This is a genomic window from Vibrio sp. YIC-376 (assembly GCF_052353105.1).
Taxonomy (GTDB): Bacteria; Pseudomonadota; Gammaproteobacteria; order Enterobacterales; family Vibrionaceae; genus Vibrio.
The window spans coordinates 348,863-369,838 of record NZ_JBBWFK010000002.1 but is presented as its reverse complement, the minus strand read 5'-3'; the positions used below and the strand labels follow the sequence as shown (position 1 = coordinate 369,838).

The following is a 20,976-nucleotide window of genomic DNA, read 5'->3' as shown; positions in this document are numbered from 1 at the left end:
GATCAATTTAAAATCTTCACCAGAGAGTGAAGGGATGATGTTTATATGAAGAAAACACCAAAACCGCAAAAAAGTAGAAAATTGCTGAACCATTATTCAGCATGGAAATATGTCGTGCTCGTCGCGACAGTGATTATGCTTACTCTAAGCGCCATTCCAACCTGGTTTGGCGAGCAGCCATCGATCCAAGTGACGTTTGCCGATCAAGGTAGTGGTTCAATGTCGGTTGTACAACTCAACCAACTGATGAAAACGAATCATATTCCGGTCGATAAAATCATCGAGATGGATGGAAAAACCACCATCGTTTTTGACAACGAAGACGCGCAAAGTAACGCGCGCTCGTTACTCAATAATGAGTTGAATAGCGAAGACAGCATTACGTTCTCCTATGTTTCTGTTGCGCCAGAATGGTTGAACGAGATGGGATTTAATCCAATCAAACTCGGTCTTGACCTCCGCGGAGGTGTGCAATTTCTATTGAATGTAGATGTGGATAAAGCGTTCGAAGAGCAGCGAGATGCATTGATCGATGAGATTAAAGCTGACCTGCGAGACCAACGTGTACGCGGTGTCCAAGTTCGAGCTGAGAGCGGTAATCGCATTGCTGTTATCAGTGAAAGTGAACAAGCACTCGCTGACGTGAACCAGTTTCTGCGCCAGAATTACCCGGGTTGGGTAGCAAAAAGTGCTTCACGTGGATTTGTGCTCGAACCAAGCGAACAGAATATCCAAGAGTTCCAGTCAACCACATTGCAACAAAACCTGAAGATCATGCGTGGTCGTATTGAAGAGCTGGGCATTACAGAAGCCCTAGTTCAGCGTCAGGGCAAAGAAAGTATTCGTATCGAGTTGCCCGGTGTTCAAGATCCTGCGCAAGCGAAAAATGTGATTGGCGCGACGGCAAGTTTGGCTTTCTATGAAGTGAAAGACGCAAGTAAAGCAAGCAGCAGTCAAGATTTGGTGTTAAAGGACAATGATGGTCGTACAGTAACGCTGACTAAACGTCCGGTACTTACGGGTGAACATATCGTCAACGCTCGTGCGGGCGTAGACAAAATGGGCATGTCAGAAGTGAATATCTCGCTTGACCACGCTGGTGGAAAGAAAATGAGCGATTTTTCCGCAGCACACATTGGTAAGCCAATGGCAACTGTCTATCGTGAATACAAGACCAACGCACGTGGAGTAACTGAGCGTAGCGAGCGTGTCATCAGTGTTGCGACGATTCAATCTCAGCTTGGCAGCCAGTTCCGTATTACCGGAGCAGGTAGCATGGATGAAGCGCAGCAACTGGCGCTATTACTGCGTGCAGGTTCTTTGACTGCGCCAGTGACAATTGTTGAGGAGCGTACCATCGGTGCCTCGCTTGGTGCTGAAAACATTCAAAATGGCTTTGCGGCACTTGCATTGGGGATGGGGCTAACGCTGACCTTTATGGCACTCTGGTATCGCCGCTTAGGCTGGGTCGCAAACGCTGCTCTGTGTGCGAACATGTTGTGCTTACTAGGGCTAATCGCTTTACTGCCGGGCGCTGTACTCACTTTACCGGGTATCGCAGGCTTGGTGCTGACCGTAGGTATGGCTGTAGACACCAACGTGATTATCTTTGAACGCATTAAAGACAAAATGCGCGAAGGCCGAAGTTTTGCTCAGGCTATTGATTCTGGCTTTGATAGCGCATTTGCGACCATCCTTGATGCCAATATTACCACCATGATTACCGCTGTGATTTTGTACGCTATCGGTAACGGTCCAATCCAAGGCTTTGCTTTAACGTTAGGCCTTGGTCTGTTGACCAGTATGTTTACCGGCGTATTTGCCTCTCGAGCAATGATCAACTTAATTTGGGGCCGTGATGCCCGTCGTGATGTGAGGGTTTAATCATGGTCAAAATGCTACAACAAAATATTCGCAAAATTCGTTACTTTACTACGCTGGTTTCACTGATTCTGACTGTCATTGCGATAGCGGCATTAGGAGTGCGAGGGTTAAACCTAGGCCTGGACTTTACGGGTGGCATGGTGACTGAGGTAAAAATCGACAAGCAGTTGACCAACCACGATTTACTAGAGGTGTTACAGCCTAAACTAGGCGAATCGGCATCCGTAACGCGCTCGGGGGAAGAAGGTCGCTGGGTTATTCGCTATTCAGTGCCGGAACAAGGACAAACACTGCCAAGCGTGGCGGACGTTCTAAAGCCGGTTTCTCATCAAGTAGAGGTCGTAAGTAACAGCATCGTTGGTGCACAAGTGGGCCAGGACTTATTTGAACAAGGTGGATTAGCGTTGATCGTTTCGGTCCTAACCATCTTGGCTTATTTATGTTTCCGTTTTGAATGGCGTTTAGCCAGCGGCTCTCTGTTTGCTCTCGCACATGACGTCGTGCTTGTCTTAGGCTTTTTCGCTCTTACTCAGATGGAGTTTAATCTGACTGTCTTCGCGGCGATTTTGGCCATTCTTGGTTACTCTCTGAATGACTCGATTATTATCGCTGACAGAATTCGAGAGCTATTGATTGCAAAACAGAGTTGGGATACAGAAGACATCAATGATCAGGCGGTGATTGCAACGTTCTCACGTACTATGGTGACTTCAGGTACCACGCTGATTACGGTGGGTGCACTATGGATGATGGGCGGTGCGGCGTTGGCAGGTTTTTCTACCGCAATGTTTATCGGTGTACTTTCTGGCACCTGGTCTTCGATTTCTATCGGCACTGTATTACCGGAATGTTTGAAACTGGAGCCAAAACATTACCTACCAGTAGAAATTGATACCGCCCCATAATAGGTTTTATAGCTATTGATAAAGTAAAAGCGCTACTCGTTTAGAGTGGCGCTTTTATTTGTACATATCGATATACCCAAATGACTTCAAGATGCCGGATTCAGAGCGTTGTCACTGATGCTAGTTCAAGGCCTACACTCAAGGAAAGAACACGCAACGGAATAGCAAGCTCTTTCCAAGTTATTTGACGCAGAAATTGTGTCAGTGACACGCTCCCGAAGGGCGAGTTGTCTTGACTCACAGTCTTTGTTAACGATTTTTGATTTAGAACCACTAAATCTTCAAATCGTTGCCGCGTCTGAGAGCCAAGTCATTCTCGCTGAACCAAGCATCTCTAGGTTATTTGGGTATAGTAGCAATATATCGAATAGAAATACGTCTTTAGAAACCGTTGTTGAATGCTAAAGATAATTACTGTTTTGCCATTAACTCATTAATAGCCAGACACCCACACCCATCATTAAAGTACCTGCCACGCGATTCATCACGCGTACATTTTCGGAATGGCCTAAAATACGTTTTAATCCTTTTCCACCTGTTGCGTAAAGTGACATGCAAATGAATTCAAACATCAGGATAATCGAAATTAAAACGGTCAATTGAGGCGCAAGATCAGCATTCTGGTCAATAAAGGGCGGTAGAAGTGAAATCATAAAAGCCCAACCTTTAGGGTTTGCAATGGCGGTGACGAAACCTTGCAAAATCAGATTCCAGTTGCCTTTAGGCAATGTGGTCTGAGTTTCTAGATTGATAGCGAGTTTCCCTCTTGAACGCCACATTTCAATGCCCAGATAAAGCAGATACGCACCACCAATAAATTTCAATGCAACAAACAGCCAAGGGTAGTTAAGCATAATGGCTGCTATTCCTAGCACCGCTGATACAGAAACGAGTGCAACGCCAGCCAGCTCTCCGATCATCATCCATAATGTACGGCGATAACCGACACTCATCCCCAATGTGAGCGCGAGGGTCATACACATCCCGGGCGTAATCGAAACAAAAAAGAAGGTAGGGATGAACATACTAAGCAGTGTCATATTCATAGGTATTAATGATTAGGTAGTAGAGAAAGATTCACAAAGATAGTGCAAAGCGGTGAAGGAAGCTACTACAAACTAAAGGTTACCTTTAATTTTATTTTATTGAAGTTCATAAAATATATTAAAGGAAAGTACATCATATTTTAATGAGCGCGTCATATTAGTGCGATTGCACCAGTAATGATCGTATTAATTTATTTATATATCGATAAATTAATTTCATATATCTATAAATTAATTTCATATATCTATAAATTAAAATAGTTGTTAGTAATAATTCTCTTTAACAATGCGTATTCCATCGTGATTGCAAAGATTAATGTATAGCTTTAAATGTGGTAAACGTTTACACAATTAATTTTTTGTTGTTTTGGAATTAATACTCTAATTTATTATTTCCAATGTTTTCTATCAATATTAACTATGATCTTTCACCGTTAGTGAATGTAAACTCAAGAAATAAATGTAACTATATGATATTTAAACATTTTACATTGTTGTAAAATGCTGGTGTCAAGAATTAATTACGTTTAAAAACAGTGCCTTAGTTGAAATTAACATTTAATTAACGTTTCATTGTTTGTGAGATCTAAATCAATATTACGTAAATAGTTTATTTTTTTATTTGAAATGTAATATTTCTGGATTAACTTGAAATAAAGGGCGTCAAGGAATTTTTGCCAAAAAAAAATTAAATAAACATATCCACTTATGAAGTGGTTTTTAACGAGTTTGATTTTATATATGCCGATAAGAATGGAGTCTTCAATGAATAAAGTCGCTTTGATCACTGGGTCAAAAGGCGGAATTGGTTCCGCTATTTCCTCTCAATTAGTGAATGACGGTTATCGAGTTATCGCTACCTACAACACCGGCAACTATGAATGTGCGCTCGAATGGTTTAACACCAAAGGGTTTACCACAGATCAGGTTCGCCTCTTTGAGTTGGATGTTACCGACACAGCGCAATGTGCTGAAAAATTGGCACTTTTACTTGAGGAAGAGGGGACTCTCGATGTTGTTGTTAACAATGCGGGTATCACACGTGATGGCGTGTTTAAAAAGATGACAGCAGAATCTTGGCATGACGTTATCAATACCAACCTCAACAGTTTATTCAATGTGACTCAGCCACTTTTTGCTGCCATGTGTGAAAAAGGTGGTGGACGTATCATCAATATCTCTTCAGTTAACGGTCTTAAAGGGCAGTTTGGTCAAGCGAACTATTCAGCAGCTAAAGCGGGAATGATTGGTTTCTCTAAAGCGTTGGCTTTTGAAGGTGCACGTTCTGGTGTTACCGTAAATGTTATCGCCCCTGGCTATACTGGAACACCGATGGTTGAGCAAATGAAACCTGAGGTTCTGGAGTCCATTACTAACCAGATTCCAATGAAGCGTTTAGCAACACCAGAAGAGATTGCAGCATCCGTTAGCTTCTTAGTAAGTGATGCAGGCGCGTATATCACCGGAGAAACGCTGTCGGTGAACGGCGGTCTTTACATGCACTAAGGATGAGATAATGGAAAAAGTTTATATCGTAGCAGCTAAACGTACACCAATTGGCGCATTTGGTGGAAGCTTAAAAGATACATTGGCAGGTGATCTTGCAGCCGTGGCCATCAAAGGTGCGCTTGAATCGGCAAAACTGGATGGCAATAAGATTGACGAAGTGATCGTCGGTAACGTCGTTAGCGCTGGTCAGGGCATGGGGGTTGGTCGTCAAGCTGCATTATATGCGGGAATTCCAGAATCAGTCCCTGCATACAGCATTAACATGGTGTGTGGCAGCGGCATGAAAGCCGTGATGGAGGCCGTTTCTCACATTCGAAGTGGTGACGCACAAATGGTTGTTGCTGCTGGTGTTGAGGTTATGTCTCAGATTCCGTTTACTGTGCCAAGTAGCATTCGAGACGGCAACAAGATGGGCAATATGGAACTTAAAGACCTGCTCATCACTGACGGATTAACGGATGTTTATAATCAATACCACATGGGCGTAACCGCAGAAAATGTGGCGAAAGAAGTTGGCATCACGCGAGAGCAGCAAGATGAGTACTCATTAGCTAGCCAACAAAAAGCGATTGCAGCCATTGAAGCTGGTAAGTTCAAGGATGAAATTGTACCAGTGGAAGTGAAGCAGCGCCGCGAAACGGTTATTTTTGACACTGACGAATATCCAAAGGCAAACGCAACGCTTGAAGGTTTGAGCAAGCTTCGTCCTGCATTTGACCGAGATGGCACGGTAACTGCAGGTAATGCTTCTGGTATCAACGATGGTGCAAGTGCAATCATTGTCGCATCGGAAAGTGCAGTTCAAGCTTATGGTCTGACGCCTATGGCTGAGATTGTCAGCTATGCTCAGTCTGGTATTGATCCAAAAATCATGGGGCTAGGTCCGGTTGAGTCGGTTAATAAAGCGCTGAAAAAAGCGGATTTAACCATTCAGGATATTGATGTTTACGAGTTGAACGAGGCGTTTGCTGCTCAAGCACTCGGTGTCATTCATCAGTTGGCTGAAACGAATCAGGTGCCAGTAAGCTCAATTAAAGATAAAGCGAACTTTAACGGCGGAGCTATTGCATTAGGTCATCCGCTTGGTGCGTCGGGCAATCGTATTTTGGTTACTTTAGTCCACGAACTTCATAAACAGGACGCTCAATACGGTGTCGCTTCACTTTGTGTGGGCGGCGGTATGGGGACGGCTGTCATTTTAAGAGCAGTTAATTAGTTTTTAAACGGACATATTTAATTTTTTATCTAGGAGATAAGCCATGTACACTGATTTCTTCAAAACATTCAGCGATCAAACTGAAAAAACACTTGAACCATACTTGAAGTTCAACAAGCTAGTTACTAAAAACGTGGAAGTTCTGACTGAGCTTCAACTTAACGCGATGCGCACTTACAGCGAAGTGGGTATCAACCAAATGAAAGCAGCGTCAGAAATCAAAGATGTTACTTCACTAACAGCGTTTAATAGCCAGCAGCTAAGCGTTCTTACTAAGCTTTCTCAACAAATGATGGATGACAGCAACAAGCTGCAAGCTATCGCGAAAGAATTCAAAGACGATGTTGAGAAACTGACTTCGGAAAATCTAAAGACTGTTACTCCAGCGTAATTTGTCCGATTCTCGCCGCCCCTCATTTGGGCGGCGTTGTTTTTTCCGAATATAGGAGTAAGACTATGTTTCAACACTTCTTTTCGGACTATCTTGTAAAGCTTCAAGAAACCAATCAACAATGGTGGCATGATTTCGAAGTAAACAAGGCAGTCGTGAATTCTCCTTTGAACAAGGCCATGCAAGAAGTGAACTTTGAGGACACTGCCAGACTGTTCGAACAAGCTGCCAATCAACCCGCTTCAATTCTAAAGTTACAAGCAGAATGGTGGGAACAGCAGCTGCAAATCTGGCAGAACGTCGTTTTGGCAGGTAACCAGACGCAAGCCATCGAAGCTGATAAAGGCGATAAGCGTTTCTCGCATGAGTCTTGGCAAAACGAAGCGATGTACAGCTTTATCAAGCAATCCTACCTTTTGTTTAGCAAGACGTATTTGGATACCATCGAGTCTATAGAAGGCTTAGATGAGAAGGCAAAAGAGCGCATTATTTTCTTTTCCCGCCAAGCAATCAACGCCCTCTCTCCTTCTAATTTCATCGCAACGAATCCAGAGCTTTTAAAACTGACACTTGAGCAAAATGGTCAAAATCTGATAGCAGGTTTAGATCAGTTCAAAGAAGACGTAGAGTCGAGCGCAGATATTTTAAAAATCCGCATGACCAATAACAACGCATTCCGTGTGGGTGAAGATGTTGCAACTACAGCGGGCGATGTTGTTTTCAAAAACGAATTGTTTGAATTGATCCAATACCGTCCATTGACTGAGAAGGTCAATGCGACGCCGTTGCTGATCGTGCCGCCTTTCATCAACAAATATTACATTCTGGATCTGACTGCGAAGAACTCAATGGTTCGTTGGTTGCTAGAGCAGGGTCACAGCGTATTTATGATGTCTTGGCGTAATCCTGGAGTAGAGCAAGCAGAAGTAGAGTTTGGTGATTATGTAACGGAAGGGGTAGTTAAAGCCGTAGCAGCAATTGAAGATATTACGGGTCAAGAGCAAATCAATGCGGCGGGTTACTGTATTGGCGGAACTGTTCTTGCGAGTACTATTGCTTACTATGCGGCTAAGCGCATGAAAAAGCGCATCAAGTCAGCCTCTTTCTTTACTACTTTGTTGGACTTCTCTCAACCAGGAGAGGTCGGTGCTTATATCAATGATGTCATCATCAGTGCGATTGAGGCGCAAAACAACGCGAAAGGGTATATGGATGGCCGCTCTTTGAGCGTGACGTTCAGCTTGTTACGTGAGAACAGCCTGTACTGGAATTACTATGTGGACAATTACCTTAAAGGTAATAGCCCAGTGGATTTCGACTTGCTGTACTGGAACAGTGACAGCACCAACGTTAGTGCCGCTACCCATAACTTTTTGCTTCGAGAGCTTTACCTGGAGAACAAGCTGGTTGAAGACAAAGGTGTGAAAATTGGTGGCGTGTGGATGGATCTGGATAAGATTAAAATCCCGAGCTACTTTGTTTCCACTAAAGAAGACCATATTGCTCTTTGGCAAGGCACGTATCGAGGCGCGCTGAATACAGGTGGCAATAAGACATTTGTACTGGGTGAATCAGGTCACATTGCAGGTATCGTAAATCCACCGGCTAAGAACAAATATGGCTATTGGCTCAACGACACACTGGAAGACTCGGCCGATGAATGGCTGAGTAATGCAGAGCGTAAAGAGGGGTCTTGGTGGACTCACTGGAATGAATGGTTAACTCAATTCAATCCAGAAGAGCAAGTCGATCCTTTTCCTATTGGGTCAGAAAACAACCCTGTGGTAGGTGAGGCGCCAGGTCTGTACGTTAAGCAGGTATTGCCAGTGAAATAACCTTGAATGGTCATGATTTCCTTAGCATTTAATTTGGCGATACTTTCAGCGGCCTTCAGGGTCGCTTTTTTTTTGGACTATTTATCATTAGAAGAATGAAAAAGCGCCGAGTGTAAGCTCAGCGCTGTGCGTCAACGGAGTAGGCAAAAGTTGACGCTTATTAATGCGTTAACCCTTCGGTCGCCTACATCTTCTTATCTTTACCCAGAGACAATATCCAGAGAGAAATTACCGCTACGCCAACAAAGCCAGACAAAATAATTACTGGCATTGCGCTGTATCCGAGGATATGCCAAATCACAGATTCTAAAGTACTCAAAATCAGTTCTCCTTATTGCCAGCCTTCAACGCCGTGCATGTCAGGCAGTTTATGTGCGATACCTTTGTGACAATCTACACAGGTTTTGTCGCCTGAAGCCAACGCCGTCGAGTGTTGATCTGCTGCACGTGAGCCTTGCTGTGAGTAGTCCATGTAATCGAATTCATGACAGTTACGACATTCTAAAGAGTCATTTTTCTTCATTCGAGCCCATTCGCGCTCTGCCAAATGTCCACGGCGTTCCTGGAATTTCTCTGGCGTATCGATAGTGCGAAGAACGTAATGAGCAAACAACTCTTTAGATGCCTGAACTTTACGCACGATTTTATCTGTCCATTCATGAGGTACATGACAATCTGAACAAATTGCTCGTACCCCTGAACGGTTCGAGTAGTGGATTGTCTCTTTAATTTCAGCAACGATTGGTGCGTGGCAGCCTGAACAGAATTCTTCTGTATTGGTTGCCTCCATACCCGTGTTAAATGCGCCCCAAAACAGCAGACCACCGGCAAAGCCAAGGAATAAAACCACACCAGCGGCAGCTTTACTCGGGCTTTTCAGTCTATCCCAAAACGCTTTTAATATTTTCATAAGTAACCTCTTAGCCGTCGCGTTTCAACTACTGAAGCGAATCTACTGCTTGGAATTCGTTTTCCACTAATGGCTCCGCATTGGTTTGTGGAACATGGCATTGCAAACAGAAGAAGCGACGAGGAGAGACGTCAGCAAGTACTGCGTCCTGACGATTGACGTAATGCGTTACACTGATTTTTGTTGCGCCAGACTGTTTAGCATTTTTCCAGCTATGGCATGCAAGGCATTTGTTTGCATTCAACGACACTTCATAGTTTCGGATGCTATGGGGAATCAGTGGTGGCTGATAAACATAACTGTCTTCAACAATTTGATCTTTCGGGAAGTCTTTGAATTCATCAGCAGGGCGAGTATCTTCCAGTTGAGATGTGCCGCGCAGAGACTCTAACCCGCCGATACCACCAGGGTTATCCAGCTCAGCTTGTGCAATGCCTGTCACCAAAGCACCTACCGATAAAAGTGCGACAAGTAATTTTTTCATCGTTTCTTCTCCGCCTTTATGGCTTAAATTCTTTTTCAGGCCGCCGAGAGGGCGGCCGTTTTATTCGATATCTGAAGGGTTAAGCAACCTTGGTGATTTTGACTGGACACTTCTTGAAGTCTGTCTGTTTAGACAGCGGATCAGTTGCATCAAGGATGAGCTTGTTAATCAAAATACGAGCATCAAAGAATGGTACGAATACCAAGCCTTTAGGCGGACGGTTACGACCGCGAGTTTCTACGCGAACACGCACTTCGCCGCGTTTATTGGCGATGAGTACCTCTTCACCACGACGAACATTACGCGCTTTTGCATCATCTGGATGCATGTAACACACTGCATCTGGCACTGCTTTGTAAAGCTCAGGTACACGACGAGTCATAGTACCAGTGTGCCAGTGCTCAAGAACACGGCCTGTACATAGCCATAGGTCGTACTCTGCATCTGGCATTTCTGGCGGTGCTTCATATGGGGCAGAGATGATCTTAGCTTTGCCATCCGCGTTACCATAGAAATCCCAACCCGAACCAGCTTTCGCATATGGGTCAGAGCCTTCTTTAAAGCGCCATTGTGTTTCTTTACCATCGACAACTGGCCAGCGTAGACCTCGTACTGTGTGGTAAACATCGTAAGGCGCTAAGTCGTGACCATGACCGCGTCCGAACGTTGCATATTCTTCGAACAGACCTTTCTGAACGTAGTAACCAAAGTGGTGTGAATCATCGTTCAGTTCACGCGCTTCTTCGACCGGGAACTTGTCGACCTGACCGTTCTTGAACAGAACGTCATACATGGTTTTACCACGGTATTCCGGCGCTTTGGCTAGCAACTCTTCTGGCCACACTTCTTCAATCTTGAAGCGTTTTGAGAACTCCATTACCTGCCAAAGGTCAGATTTCGCCTCACCGACTGTACCAACTTGTTGGTACCAGACCTGGGTACGACGTTCTGCATTACCGTAAGCACCTTCTTTCTCAATCCACATTGCAGTAGGAAGAACCAAGTCAGCCGCTTGTGCTGTTGCAGTTGGGTAAGGGTCTGACACAACAATGAAGTTTTCTGGGTTACGGTAACCAGGAAGACGCTCAGTGTTGATATTTGGACCAGCTTGCATGTTGTTGTTACATTGAACCCAGTAACAGTTCAGGACGCCATCATTTAACATACGGTCTTGCAGAACCGCATGGAAGCCCGGTTTTGGTGGAATGGTGCCTTCAGGTAATTTCCAGATTTTCTCTGCGATTTCACGGTGTTTAGGGTTTGCTACCACCATGTCGGCTGGCAAACGGTGAGCAAACGTACCCACTTCACGTGCTGTACCACATGCCGATGGCTGGCCTGTCAGAGAGAATGGGCTGTTGCCCGGAGTCGCAATTTTACCTGTTAACAGGTGAATGTTGTAAACCAGGTTATTCATCCATACGCCACGCGTGTGTTGGTTCATCCCCATGGTCCAAAGCGACATGACTTTGGTGTTTGGATCGGCGTATTGCTTAGCGAGTTCGATAAGTTTCTCTTTCTCAACACCCGAGATTTCAGACGCTTTCTCAACGGTGTATGGAGCAACAGACTTTTTGTACTCTTCAAAAGAGATAGAAGTCAGTTTTCCTGAGTTAGGGTTTTTCGCCGCTTTTTGCAGTGGGTCATCGTCACGCAATCCATAACCGATATCCGTGTCCGCTTGAGTAAAGTTGGTGTGCTTATTAACAAAGTCCCAGTTTACGGCGTCATTTTCGATGATGTAATTCGCGATGAAGTTTGCAATGGCCAGATCAGACTGAGGATTAAAAATGTAGCCATGGTCTGCCAGCTCAAACGAACGATGGTAGTACGTAGATAATACGTTTACTCGCACATGAGGGTGGCTCAGACGGCGGTCAGTGATACGTGTCCATAGAACCGGGTGCATCTCGGCCATGTTTGAACCCCAAAGAACGAATGCATCGGCGTTTTCAAAGTCATCATAACAGCCCATTGGTTCGTCAATACCGAAAGCGCGCATGAACCCCACTACTGCAGAAGCCATACAGTGACGTGCGTTAGGGTCAATGTTATTAGAACGGAAACCCGCTTTCATCATTTTAGCTGCGGCATAACCTTCCATTACAGTCCACTGGCCAGAACCAAACATACCGATGCTTGTTGGTCCCTTTTTCTCTAAAGACGCTTTCCACTTTTCTGCCATCGTGTCGAAAGCTACATCCCATGACACAGGCGTAAACTCGCCATCTTTGTGGTATTTGCCATCTTTCATTCGAAGTAAAGGCTGAGTCAAACGGTCTTGGCCATACATAATTTTAGAAAGGAAGTAACCTTTAATGCAGTTCAAACCCTTGTTTACTGGTGCTTCTGGGTCTCCCTGTGTAGCGACCACTTTGCCATTTTGCGTACCAACAAGAACAGAACACCCAGTACCACAAAAACGACAAGGCGCCTTGTCCCACGTAATTTCGCTTTGATCAGAGCTTGCGATCAGGTTTGCTGCAGATGCTGGTAGTGTAATACCCGCGACAGCGGCAGCCGATGCAGCTGCGTTTGCTTTCACAAACGCACGTCTTGTCATTTTCATACTTCACCCTCAATTTGGGAATGTTGTGTTCCAGTGTCTTGTTCATCTGCTTCTTCAAGCCCAGTCTCAATTTGGTGATAAACCAGAACTGTGCTTAAGACATTCGGTAAGTTGTTGATTGCATCAATAGTATCGGTGATGAATCCTTGGTTCTCGGTCTCAAGTACCACCACGATCTTACCCTCTGGACTGTCGCCATAGATCTCCGCGTTTTCATACGTTTCGATCCGGGATTTAATCTCGTCCAGATGCTCGGGCAGTACATGTACTACCAAACTTGAAATATGCACTTCATTTAGTGACATATGGATCTCTCAGTTATTGCCTTTCTTTGTTTACGGCTCAGGCAGTTATATTGCTCACATTGATGGATGAAGTTGGGCACACAGAAACACAGGCGCCACAGCCAGTACATTCATCAAGGTTTAAATTTGGTTGTGCGACTTTCCCCAGTTCTAACCCGAACTGAATTGCCATTGGGTCACACATGTCCCCACAGCTTCGACATTCGACATTTTGTTTGGCTAAGCAGGTGTCATTAATATGTGCTTTTGCTTGCCAAGGCGTTGCTTCTTTCACTAAAAATAGCGGCTCTGGACAGGCGTCGGCACATTGATAGCAAAACGTGCATTCATCGATGGAAAAATCAACAGATGGGAAACCGCCGTCTCTTTTGGTTATAATCTTGGTTTCGCAGGAATCAATGCACTTTCCGCAGCGCGTACAACCATCGGTGAAAAGCTCTGGCTGAGCTAACCAAGGCAGATGCACGGCATCTTCACTTTGTGTTTTTCTTGCGAAGAGTCTTCTTCTGGAAAGGTCTACCACGTAGTTACCTCGACTCGAATTTCATCTCAAAATTTGGTAATTAAATTAAACTAAGCTTAGCCCACTTTTTTTATTAATAAACACTCATTAACGCTAACGAAATTGTAGTTTTTGACATATTCGTATAAATACCTCTTAGGGGTTAATTGAGGGGCATTATTGTTTTAGATCAATAAATTCCGACGCGGCTGATCACATATTGATGAAGTTAAAAACGTCATGGGTTCACTGCACGAGCAAACTGGACGAAAAAGCGAGGAACTCATATTGTTTAAAAATGTGAAAAAGTCAGTTACAGGTACGATTGCCTCTGCGATGCTGATCATTTTGTTGTTATCGGTAGCGACGACTGGCTTTGCTATTTTCACGCTTGCCTCTAGCCTTAATGATGCTGAAGCGGTTAACGTTGCGGGTTCAATGCGCATGCAAAGTTATCGCTTAGCAAACGACATTCAGATTCAGTCCGATGAGTATTCTTCTCATATTGATGCATTCGAGTACTCAATAAAATCACCTTCTATGCAAGCACTGCAAAGTTGGAACGTGCCTGAAGATATTACACAAGACTATTACGGCTTAGTTGCGCGTTGGCATGAACTTAAGTCAGTACTGAAAGGGAATGAACCGAGTCAATATCAATTGTTGGTTGCAGGCTTTGTTCATCAGATTGATACGTTCGTGTTTAAGCTGCAAAGTTTTTCAGAACAAAAGCTAATTAATTTGGCGTGGATTGGCGGATTAGGTCTCGGGGGCATTTTATGTGTCAGTATCTTCGTTGTACTCTTTGTGCGCCGGGAAGTTGTCAGACCGCTAAGATCCTTAGTCATCGCAAGTGAGCAGATCCAAAATCGTTCCTTTAATATCTCGTTAGAGACGCCAAGCGATAATGAAATCGGTATTCTTACCCATACCTTCAGTCGGATGGCAACAGACCTTGGAACGTTATACCGCGGTTTGGAGCAAGCGGTAGACGAAAAGACGCGTAAACTTCAGCAAGCGAATCAAACGCTTGAGGTTCTTTATGATTCCTCAAAAGAGCTGGCGGCTTCGCGGATTAATCAAGAAAATTTTCAGGCTATTTTAAAACATATTGCTAGTCTTGAAGGCATTCAGGCGGTTAAGTTAGAAATAGAACAACTGGGTGAGCCGAACTGGGTTCTCACCGAAGGAGAAGAGTGTTGTCATGATTGTGCTGAAGACTGTCATGCAGAAGTGCTGATACTTGATGGTCAGCACTTGGGTTATTTATATTGGAAAGCGGGGTTACCTTGCCCGAATGACTCGTTAATTGATAATTTTGTTCAAATTCTCTCTCGAGCGGTGTATTACAACCGTGCTCAGCGTCAGGCTGAGCAAATTTTGCTAATGGAAGAGAGGGCGACCATCGCTCGAGAACTGCACGATTCTCTTGCTCAGGCGCTTTCTTACTTGAAGATTCAGGTAACACTGCTAAAACGAAGTGTAAAGAATCTTCCAGATGAACGTGCTATCTCACAAGCCAATCAGGTAACCGCTGAGCTTGATACGGGCCTATCCGCCGCGTATACACAATTGCGAGAACTGCTCACAACATTCCGCTTAACGATTAAAGAGGGGAGCTTTGGCCAGGCATTACACGAAATGGTTGGCACGTTGAGTGAGCAAACATCTGCCAAAATAACCTTAAATAATAAACTCTCATCGACAGAATTAGATGCCCATCAACAGGTTCATTTACTACAGTTGATAAGAGAAGCAACTCTGAATGCTATGAAGCATGCCCAAGCCGATAATATTGTTATTCAATGTCTTGATGATGGTGGGAAAATCACTGTTACGATAGGGGATGACGGTGTAGGGTTTGAGCATAAAGACGAAAAAATTAATCATTACGGTATGAGTATCATGCAAGAGCGGGCGGCAAGACTGCATGCCGATCTGAATGTTGAAGCGTCAATCAACAAGGGTTGTACTGTAAAACTAGAATTCCAACATAGTAAGGAAGTAAACATTGACGGTGTGTAAAGTAATGCTGGTGGATGATCATCCACTGATGCGACGTGGTATCCAGCAACTACTAAGTTTCGAAAGCGAGTTTGAAGTCATTGCAGAAGCAAGTAATGGAGCGGATGCCGTTGCCAAGGCCCACGAACTGGAATTGGATCTGGTACTTCTGGATCTGAATATGAAAGGCATGTCTGGCTTAGACACGTTAAAAGCATTGCGAGCAGACGGTTGTGAAGCGCGTATTGTGATTCTGACTGTTTCTGATAGTCCGGCAGATATTGATGCTATTGTACGTAGTGGTGCTGATGGATATTTACTTAAAGATACGGAACCTGATGAGTTAGTTGAACTCCTGAAGCGGGCAAACGAAGGAGATAAAACGTATAGCAGAGAAGTGGCGACATATCTTCGAGAACGCGTAGATCAGGAAGATGTATTCGCCACTTTGACGGATCGCGAAAGTCAAATACTGAAAGAAGTGGCGAGAGGGTTTCGTAATAAGCAAATTGCTGACCGCCTCTTTATTTCAGAGTCGACAGTAAAAGTACACATGAAGAGCTTGTTGAAGAAGCTCAGAGTCCCTTCTCGGACCGCTGCGACTATTCTTTACCTAGAGCGCTTTGGCGACATTAAGTAGCAATGCAACAACGCCTCTATCAGATAATAGAGGCGTTATTTTCAATAGTCGGGGCGGATAGAATACAAGTCGCTAATGTGTTTCCCACACCCTAAATAAAATTGATAAGCTGAGTTTTTGTTCTCAGCGTCGACCATCATGCGGAACATTCTTCCCTGTTCAAAATATAGAATTTCATACTCTACACTAGTATCAAGTTGCTCAACGGCAGCCATACTTAGTCTCCCTAAACTATCCTAGAATTATCAAAGCAAATTATATGCCGCTTTAAGGAGCGCTATTCGGTACAATTTTTAGCCAACAAATACGCTCTAACTCACTTTTTTGCGGATAATTATGATTAAAAAGTCAATTTCAAACTCTATATTTTAGTAGGTGGCATCATATATTTGTCACTTCAAGGTAAGTTTGCCGCAATATTAAGTGATATAGCTTGATTATAGAGCGTAATCGAAAAAAAAGGGAAACCGATAAGTGATTAAATTACATGACGTATCTAATAAAGTGCTTCGCTACGGCCTTATATTGATTTCCATTTTTGTGTTGGTAGGTTGTACTAAGAAGTTCCTATACAACAATCTCGATTGGTTTGTTCTCGAATATCTGGATGATTATGTCACGCTCAATAGTGATCAAGAAAGGTTGTTAGAGGAGCGGCTATTGTTATTGGCTGAGTGGCATAAACAAGAAGAATTACCTCTATATATTGATCATTTAAAAGAATTTGAAACTGTAACAAAAAGCGATATCACATTAAGTTACTTACAGCAGAACAGAGATAAAATTCGAGGTCATTATGACCGTATTATCAGTAAGGTTGCTCCTGATTTGTTCTCGCTCAGTATGCAATTAACCGAGAAGCAACAGCGCGAGTTTTTACTCAATGTCCGAAAGGATTATAAAAAGCGAAATGCCAAATATGCAGATAAAACAGAAAAGGAAGTGAGAGAAGTTGTTTTTGGTAATACTGAAGAATGGGTGACTGAGTGGATTGGATCTTTAAACAACGAACAGCAAGCCTATGTGAGACAATTTTCAGATCAAGTTATTCTAAATAGTCCACTATGGCGCAACTATCGTGCGTCAATATATCAAGAGTTTGAATACTTGTTCGAGAATAAATCCAACACTGCTATTTATCAGCGAGTGTTCATGCAGTTATTGTTTGAGCCAGACAGCTTTTACAGCGAACAATTGTCAGAAAATATTGATCACAACGTTGCCTTGGCTGATAAGCTTGCCTTCTCTCTTACTCAATCAATGACTAATAAGCAATGGAACCACTTTCACAATGAAGTGAAGGAATGGCGTATATTAGCGGAAGAGCTTCGGTATTAGTTTATACCTAGTATCAATACGCATAATCTAAGCTGTTTTTGATTAGAAAATGATTCAAAGCAAGTTCTTATTCTACTGTGGGCGTAACATGTTTATGGGGTTTAAAAGCCCATCGTCTAGAGTAATGAGAATAATTATGAAGCATTTAGTTGAAAGATTTCTTCGCTACGTCACGTTCGATACCCAGTCAAATCCTAAAGTTTCGTCATGTCCAAGTAGTCCAGGTCAACTCGTTTTTGCCAAGCTGTTAAAACAAGAGATGCTCGATCTGGGTTTAAGCAATGTGACTTTAACCGACAATGGCTACCTGATGGCTAAGTTGCCATCTAATGTAAATTACGATGTGCCACCAATTGGTTTTATTGCGCATATGGATACCGCACCTGATGCCTCCGGGAAGCATGTTACCCCACAATTTGTTGAAGATTATCAGGGTGGTGATATCGCACTTGGTCTAGGTGACGAAGTGCTGTCACCAGTTCAGTATCCGGACTTACATCATCTTCATGGTCACAACCTGATCACGACAGATGGCAAAACCCTGCTCGGCGCAGACAATAAAGCAGGCATAGCAGAAATACTTTCAGCAGTCGCGATGTTAATAGAAAATCCAGATATCCCACACGGCGACATTTGCATTGGTTTTACTCCCGATGAAGAGATTGGCCGAGGCGCGGATCTGTTCGATGTTGAAAAGTTCGGTGCGCAGTGGGCATACACCATTGATGGTGGTCCACAAGGTGAACTGGAATATGAGAACTTTAACGCGGCAAGTGCTGACGTTATTTTCCATGGCGTCAGCGTTCACCCGGGAACAGCAAAAGGGAAAATGGTGAATGCGATGAACTTGGCAGCCAAGTTTCAGATTCAGATGCCAGAAGATCAAACACCCGAAACCACTGAAGGTTATGAAGGTTTCTACCACCTGAATTCGGGAAAACTTGGTGTTGCGCGAAGCGAACTTGGCTATATCATCCGCGATTTTGACCGTGAAGGTTTGGAAAGTCGAAAAGCATACATGCACGAGCTAGTCGAAAAAATGAATTCATCGCTTAAGCATGGTTTTGTGGAAATCAAAATTACAGACAGTTATTACAACATGCGTGAGATGGTTGAGCCATATCCTCATATCATCGACCTCGCTAAACAAGCGATGGAAGAGTGCGACGTAGAACCGCTGATTAAACCGATTCGAGGCGGTACGGATGGTGCACGTTTGTCATTTATGGGTTTACCATGCCCGAATATCTTCACTGGCGGATTTAATTTTCACGGCATCCATGAATTCATTTCGGTAGAGATGATGGAGAAATCGGTATTGGTTATCGCCAAAATTGCAGAGCTTACTGCGAAGAAATACCAGTAGTTTTACAAGCGGCCGCGATAGAAAAACAGCCCGGAAGCGTTCTGGGCTGTTTTATATTCAGAGATAGGTTAACGAACGTCTTTACCTTCAATATTGATGTCTGCCAGCGGCAGCCAATTCACTTCCACGCCAGCTTGATCGAACATATCCTGGCTGACTTGGATTTTGTCACCCCAGCGAGACAAAAAATCTTCTGATTGCTCTGGGCAATGCACACGTGAGATGCCTGTTTGGATAATTTTTGCCGCGCAGTTCGGGCACGGGAAATGGGTTACCCAAATATCACACCCATCCAGATCGCGCTTAGAAAACAGTATTGCGTTTTCCTCTGCGTGCAGAGTCTTTAAGTATTTTAGTTCTCGCTCATCGGTATCCACGCTATCAGAAACACCGTGTGGGTAGCCGTTAAAGCCAACAGAAACGATACGGTTTTGCTTAGTAATCACCGCGCCAACTTGTGTTGATGGGTCTTTACTCCAAGATGCTACCAATTCAGCCATTTGGTAAAAACGTTTCGCCCATTTAGAAATCATGCTCATCCTCTCGATCGAAGGCTTTGAATTATTGGAATGATAACCCATTTTGTTTTAAAAAATAGTCAAAAAACGAGTATCGACAGTTAAGTACTCAATTTTGATGGTTAAGGAGCAAGAAAGTGTCGATTTCCCGGTTGAAATGGGTTTTTTAAGAGAGTTATGGCGAGGCGATAAGACGCGATATTCACACATACATTGGAGTGATGGTTTGCTGTTTAAAATGTGTTCAGAGTAATAACGATCTTAAAAATTTTTCCATTGCATCACGTTAATTTTACTTGGTTTCATTTGATTACAATTAGAAACGTTTTGCAGGGTTTATGTAGGAGAAATCGTACTCTACAGGCGGTAAGGTTGGTGTGTTTTCAACAATATCCTGTTCCATAAAAATGGTAAATACATGCAAAAGAAACTACTCGTCGCACTAATAGCGGCTACAACTATCCTTGCAGGATGCGGAGAAGTGAATAATACCCAGAGTGGAAGCCAGGCTCCTCTCGTTGTGACTCAGGATGTCACCGTTATCGACTACCAACCGAGCAAGTCTTACATCGGTCGCATTGAAGCGGTAGAAGATACCAATATCACGGCGCAAATTTCTGGCTATCTGAAAACCCGTCATTTCGATGAAGGGCAAATGGTAGAAAAAGGACAACTCCTTTACTCTATCGAGCCTTCTTCTTTCGAAGCGCAGATAGCAAGTGCGAAAGCAACTTTGGCTCAGGCAGAAGCAGCACTCAAAAAAGCGGAACTTGACCACCAACGTGGAAAAAATCTACTTCCACGTGGCAGTATTTCTCAATCTGAATTTGACGCTCTGACTGCAGCGCTTCTTGGTGCCAGAGCCGAGCTTGAAGCTGCTAACGCACAGCTTAAGCTTGCAGAAGTTAACCTGTCTTACACACAAATTCGTGCGCCTTTCAGCGGCCGTATCAGTGATACCAAAGTGAGTACTGGTGATCTGGTTTCTCCATCTTCTGGCGTATTAACCACGCTTGTGAGCTTAGACCCTGTACATACTTCATTTAGTGTCAGCGAGCGTGAGCGTCTTGCAATGGGAATGGACGGAGTAAAAGGTGATGGTTCCGCAGAATCAAGCGGCGTAGAAGTGCAACTAGAGCTTGAAAACGGTGAGTTTTTCGAGCAATTAGGTCAACTTGATTTCGTAGGAAATCGTATTGATACCAAAACTGGCACTATCGCGTTGCGAGCTATCGTGGCTAACCCTGATCATAAGCTTCTGCCTGGTCAGCATATCAAAGTGAACTTGCGTGATAAGAATACAAGAGATGTGATTGTCGTGCCTCGTCGGGCGGTACAAACGGATCTGGAAGGTGACTTTGTGATGGTAACAAGCGAAGGCAATATTGCAGAGCGCCGTAACGTTGAGTTGGGGCCACAAGTAGAACAAGGGATTATTATCCGCGAGGGTCTTGAACTGAACGATTCTGTAATTACACAGGGCCTACAGCGTGTTCGTAATGGTGTTGAAGTGAGCATTCAAACTCCGACTGAAGATAAACAGTAGGGGGCAAA

Annotated in this window: 20 protein-coding genes; 11 read left to right on the top strand and 9 right to left on the bottom strand. The window is 43.8% G+C overall.

The features are described from left to right. The first annotated feature begins 45 nt into the window (after positions 1–45). Both secD and secF read left to right on the top strand, forming a co-directional pair. Positions 46–1,884 carry a protein translocase subunit SecD gene (gene secD / locus WJM94_RS05900; protein WP_444493306.1) on the top strand — a complete coding sequence of 613 codons (1,839 nt, stop codon included), beginning with the start codon at positions 46–48 and terminating at the stop codon, positions 1,882–1,884. Positions 1,885–1,886: 2 nt separating this feature from the next. Continuing rightward, on the top strand, positions 1,887–2,789 hold the full coding sequence (secF, locus tag WJM94_RS05895; RefSeq protein WP_444493305.1) for a protein translocase subunit SecF: 903 nt from the start codon (positions 1,887–1,889) through the stop codon (positions 2,787–2,789). Between the two features lie 425 nt (positions 2,790–3,214). Here the strand turns inward: secF and WJM94_RS05890 are convergent, their stop codons facing one another. Next, on the bottom strand, positions 3,215–3,835 hold the full coding sequence (locus WJM94_RS05890) for a LysE family translocator (RefSeq protein WP_444493304.1): 621 nt from the start codon (positions 3,833–3,835) through the stop codon (positions 3,215–3,217). 765 nt (positions 3,836–4,600) lie between these two features. Here WJM94_RS05890 and WJM94_RS05885 point away from each other — a divergent pair. From WJM94_RS05885 to phaC, 4 genes are all read left to right on the top strand, one after another. Continuing rightward, complete coding sequence (locus WJM94_RS05885; protein ID WP_444493303.1) at positions 4,601–5,341, top strand: SDR family oxidoreductase; 741 nt, start codon at positions 4,601–4,603, stop codon at positions 5,339–5,341. Between the two features lie 10 nt (positions 5,342–5,351). Then, entirely contained in the window at positions 5,352–6,560 is a 1,209-nt protein-coding gene (locus WJM94_RS05880; protein WP_444493302.1) for an acetyl-CoA C-acetyltransferase, read from the top strand. Positions 6,561–6,603: 43 nt separating this feature from the next. After that, positions 6,604–6,951 (top strand): phasin family protein, encoded by a 348-nt coding sequence (locus WJM94_RS05875; RefSeq protein ID WP_444493301.1) that lies wholly within the window; start codon positions 6,604–6,606, stop codon positions 6,949–6,951. Between the two features lie 65 nt (positions 6,952–7,016). Further along, positions 7,017–8,786, top strand: a complete 1,770-nt coding sequence (gene phaC / locus WJM94_RS05870) for a class I poly(R)-hydroxyalkanoic acid synthase (protein ID WP_444493300.1) — start codon at positions 7,017–7,019, stop codon at positions 8,784–8,786. 184 nt (positions 8,787–8,970) lie between these two features. Here the strand turns inward: phaC and WJM94_RS05865 are convergent, their stop codons facing one another. From WJM94_RS05865 to napF, 6 genes are all read right to left on the bottom strand, one after another. Next, positions 8,971–9,105, bottom strand: coding sequence for a TIGR02808 family protein (locus WJM94_RS05865; RefSeq protein ID WP_444493299.1), 135 nt, complete (start codon positions 9,103–9,105; stop codon positions 8,971–8,973). A 12-nt stretch (positions 9,106–9,117) separates the two neighbouring features. Beyond that, complete coding sequence (locus WJM94_RS05860) at positions 9,118–9,696, bottom strand: NapC/NirT family cytochrome c (RefSeq protein WP_444493298.1); 579 nt, start codon at positions 9,694–9,696, stop codon at positions 9,118–9,120. Positions 9,697–9,724: 28 nt separating this feature from the next. After that, complete coding sequence (locus tag WJM94_RS05855) at positions 9,725–10,180, bottom strand: nitrate reductase cytochrome c-type subunit (RefSeq protein WP_444493297.1); 456 nt, start codon at positions 10,178–10,180, stop codon at positions 9,725–9,727. A gap of 79 nt (positions 10,181–10,259) precedes the next feature. Then, on the bottom strand, positions 10,260–12,749 hold the full coding sequence (gene napA, locus WJM94_RS05850) for a periplasmic nitrate reductase subunit alpha (protein ID WP_444493296.1): 2,490 nt from the start codon (positions 12,747–12,749) through the stop codon (positions 10,260–10,262). Continuing rightward, positions 12,746–13,054, bottom strand: a complete 309-nt coding sequence (locus WJM94_RS05845) for a chaperone NapD (RefSeq protein ID WP_444493295.1) — start codon at positions 13,052–13,054, stop codon at positions 12,746–12,748. The genes napA and WJM94_RS05845 overlap by 4 nt, the downstream gene beginning before the upstream one ends. Positions 13,055–13,091: 37 nt before the next feature. Beyond that, positions 13,092–13,577 carry a ferredoxin-type protein NapF gene (napF, locus tag WJM94_RS05840; RefSeq protein WP_444493294.1) on the bottom strand — a complete coding sequence of 162 codons (486 nt, stop codon included), beginning with the start codon at positions 13,575–13,577 and terminating at the stop codon, positions 13,092–13,094. 267 nt (positions 13,578–13,844) lie between these two features. Between napF and narQ the strand changes: the two genes are divergently transcribed. Then, the gene (gene narQ, locus WJM94_RS05835; protein WP_444493293.1) at positions 13,845–15,581 is read left to right on the top strand and encodes a nitrate/nitrite two-component system sensor histidine kinase NarQ; all 1,737 of its coding nucleotides are present in this window, start codon (positions 13,845–13,847) and stop codon (positions 15,579–15,581) included. After that, positions 15,568–16,200: a response regulator gene (locus WJM94_RS05830; RefSeq protein WP_444493292.1), complete on the top strand. Its 633-nt coding sequence runs from the start codon at positions 15,568–15,570 to the stop codon at positions 16,198–16,200. The genes narQ and WJM94_RS05830 overlap by 14 nt, the downstream gene beginning before the upstream one ends. A 41-nt stretch (positions 16,201–16,241) precedes the next feature. On the opposite strand, the gene WJM94_RS05825 is transcribed toward WJM94_RS05830, so the two are convergent. Continuing rightward, positions 16,242–16,415 (bottom strand): RNA helicase, encoded by a 174-nt coding sequence (locus tag WJM94_RS05825; protein ID WP_444493291.1) that lies wholly within the window; start codon positions 16,413–16,415, stop codon positions 16,242–16,244. 259 nt (positions 16,416–16,674) lie between these two features. Here WJM94_RS05825 and WJM94_RS05820 point away from each other — a divergent pair, with 259 nt between their 5' ends. After that, the gene (locus WJM94_RS05820) at positions 16,675–17,538 is read left to right on the top strand and encodes a DUF6279 family lipoprotein (protein WP_444493290.1); all 864 of its coding nucleotides are present in this window, start codon (positions 16,675–16,677) and stop codon (positions 17,536–17,538) included. A gap of 136 nt (positions 17,539–17,674) precedes the next feature. Then, the gene (pepT, locus tag WJM94_RS05815) at positions 17,675–18,904 is read left to right on the top strand and encodes a peptidase T (protein ID WP_444493289.1); all 1,230 of its coding nucleotides are present in this window, start codon (positions 17,675–17,677) and stop codon (positions 18,902–18,904) included. 68 nt (positions 18,905–18,972) lie between these two features. Here pepT and WJM94_RS05810 read toward each other — a convergent pair whose 3' ends face one another. Next, on the bottom strand, positions 18,973–19,437 hold the full coding sequence (locus tag WJM94_RS05810; protein WP_444493288.1) for a dCMP deaminase family protein: 465 nt from the start codon (positions 19,435–19,437) through the stop codon (positions 18,973–18,975). A gap of 403 nt (positions 19,438–19,840) precedes the next feature. On the opposite strand from WJM94_RS05810, the gene vmeY reads away from it, so the two are divergent. Then, positions 19,841–20,968 (top strand): multidrug efflux RND transporter periplasmic adaptor subunit VmeY, encoded by a 1,128-nt coding sequence (gene vmeY / locus WJM94_RS05805; RefSeq protein WP_444493287.1) that lies wholly within the window; start codon positions 19,841–19,843, stop codon positions 20,966–20,968. The last annotated feature ends 8 nt before the right edge of the window (positions 20,969–20,976 follow it).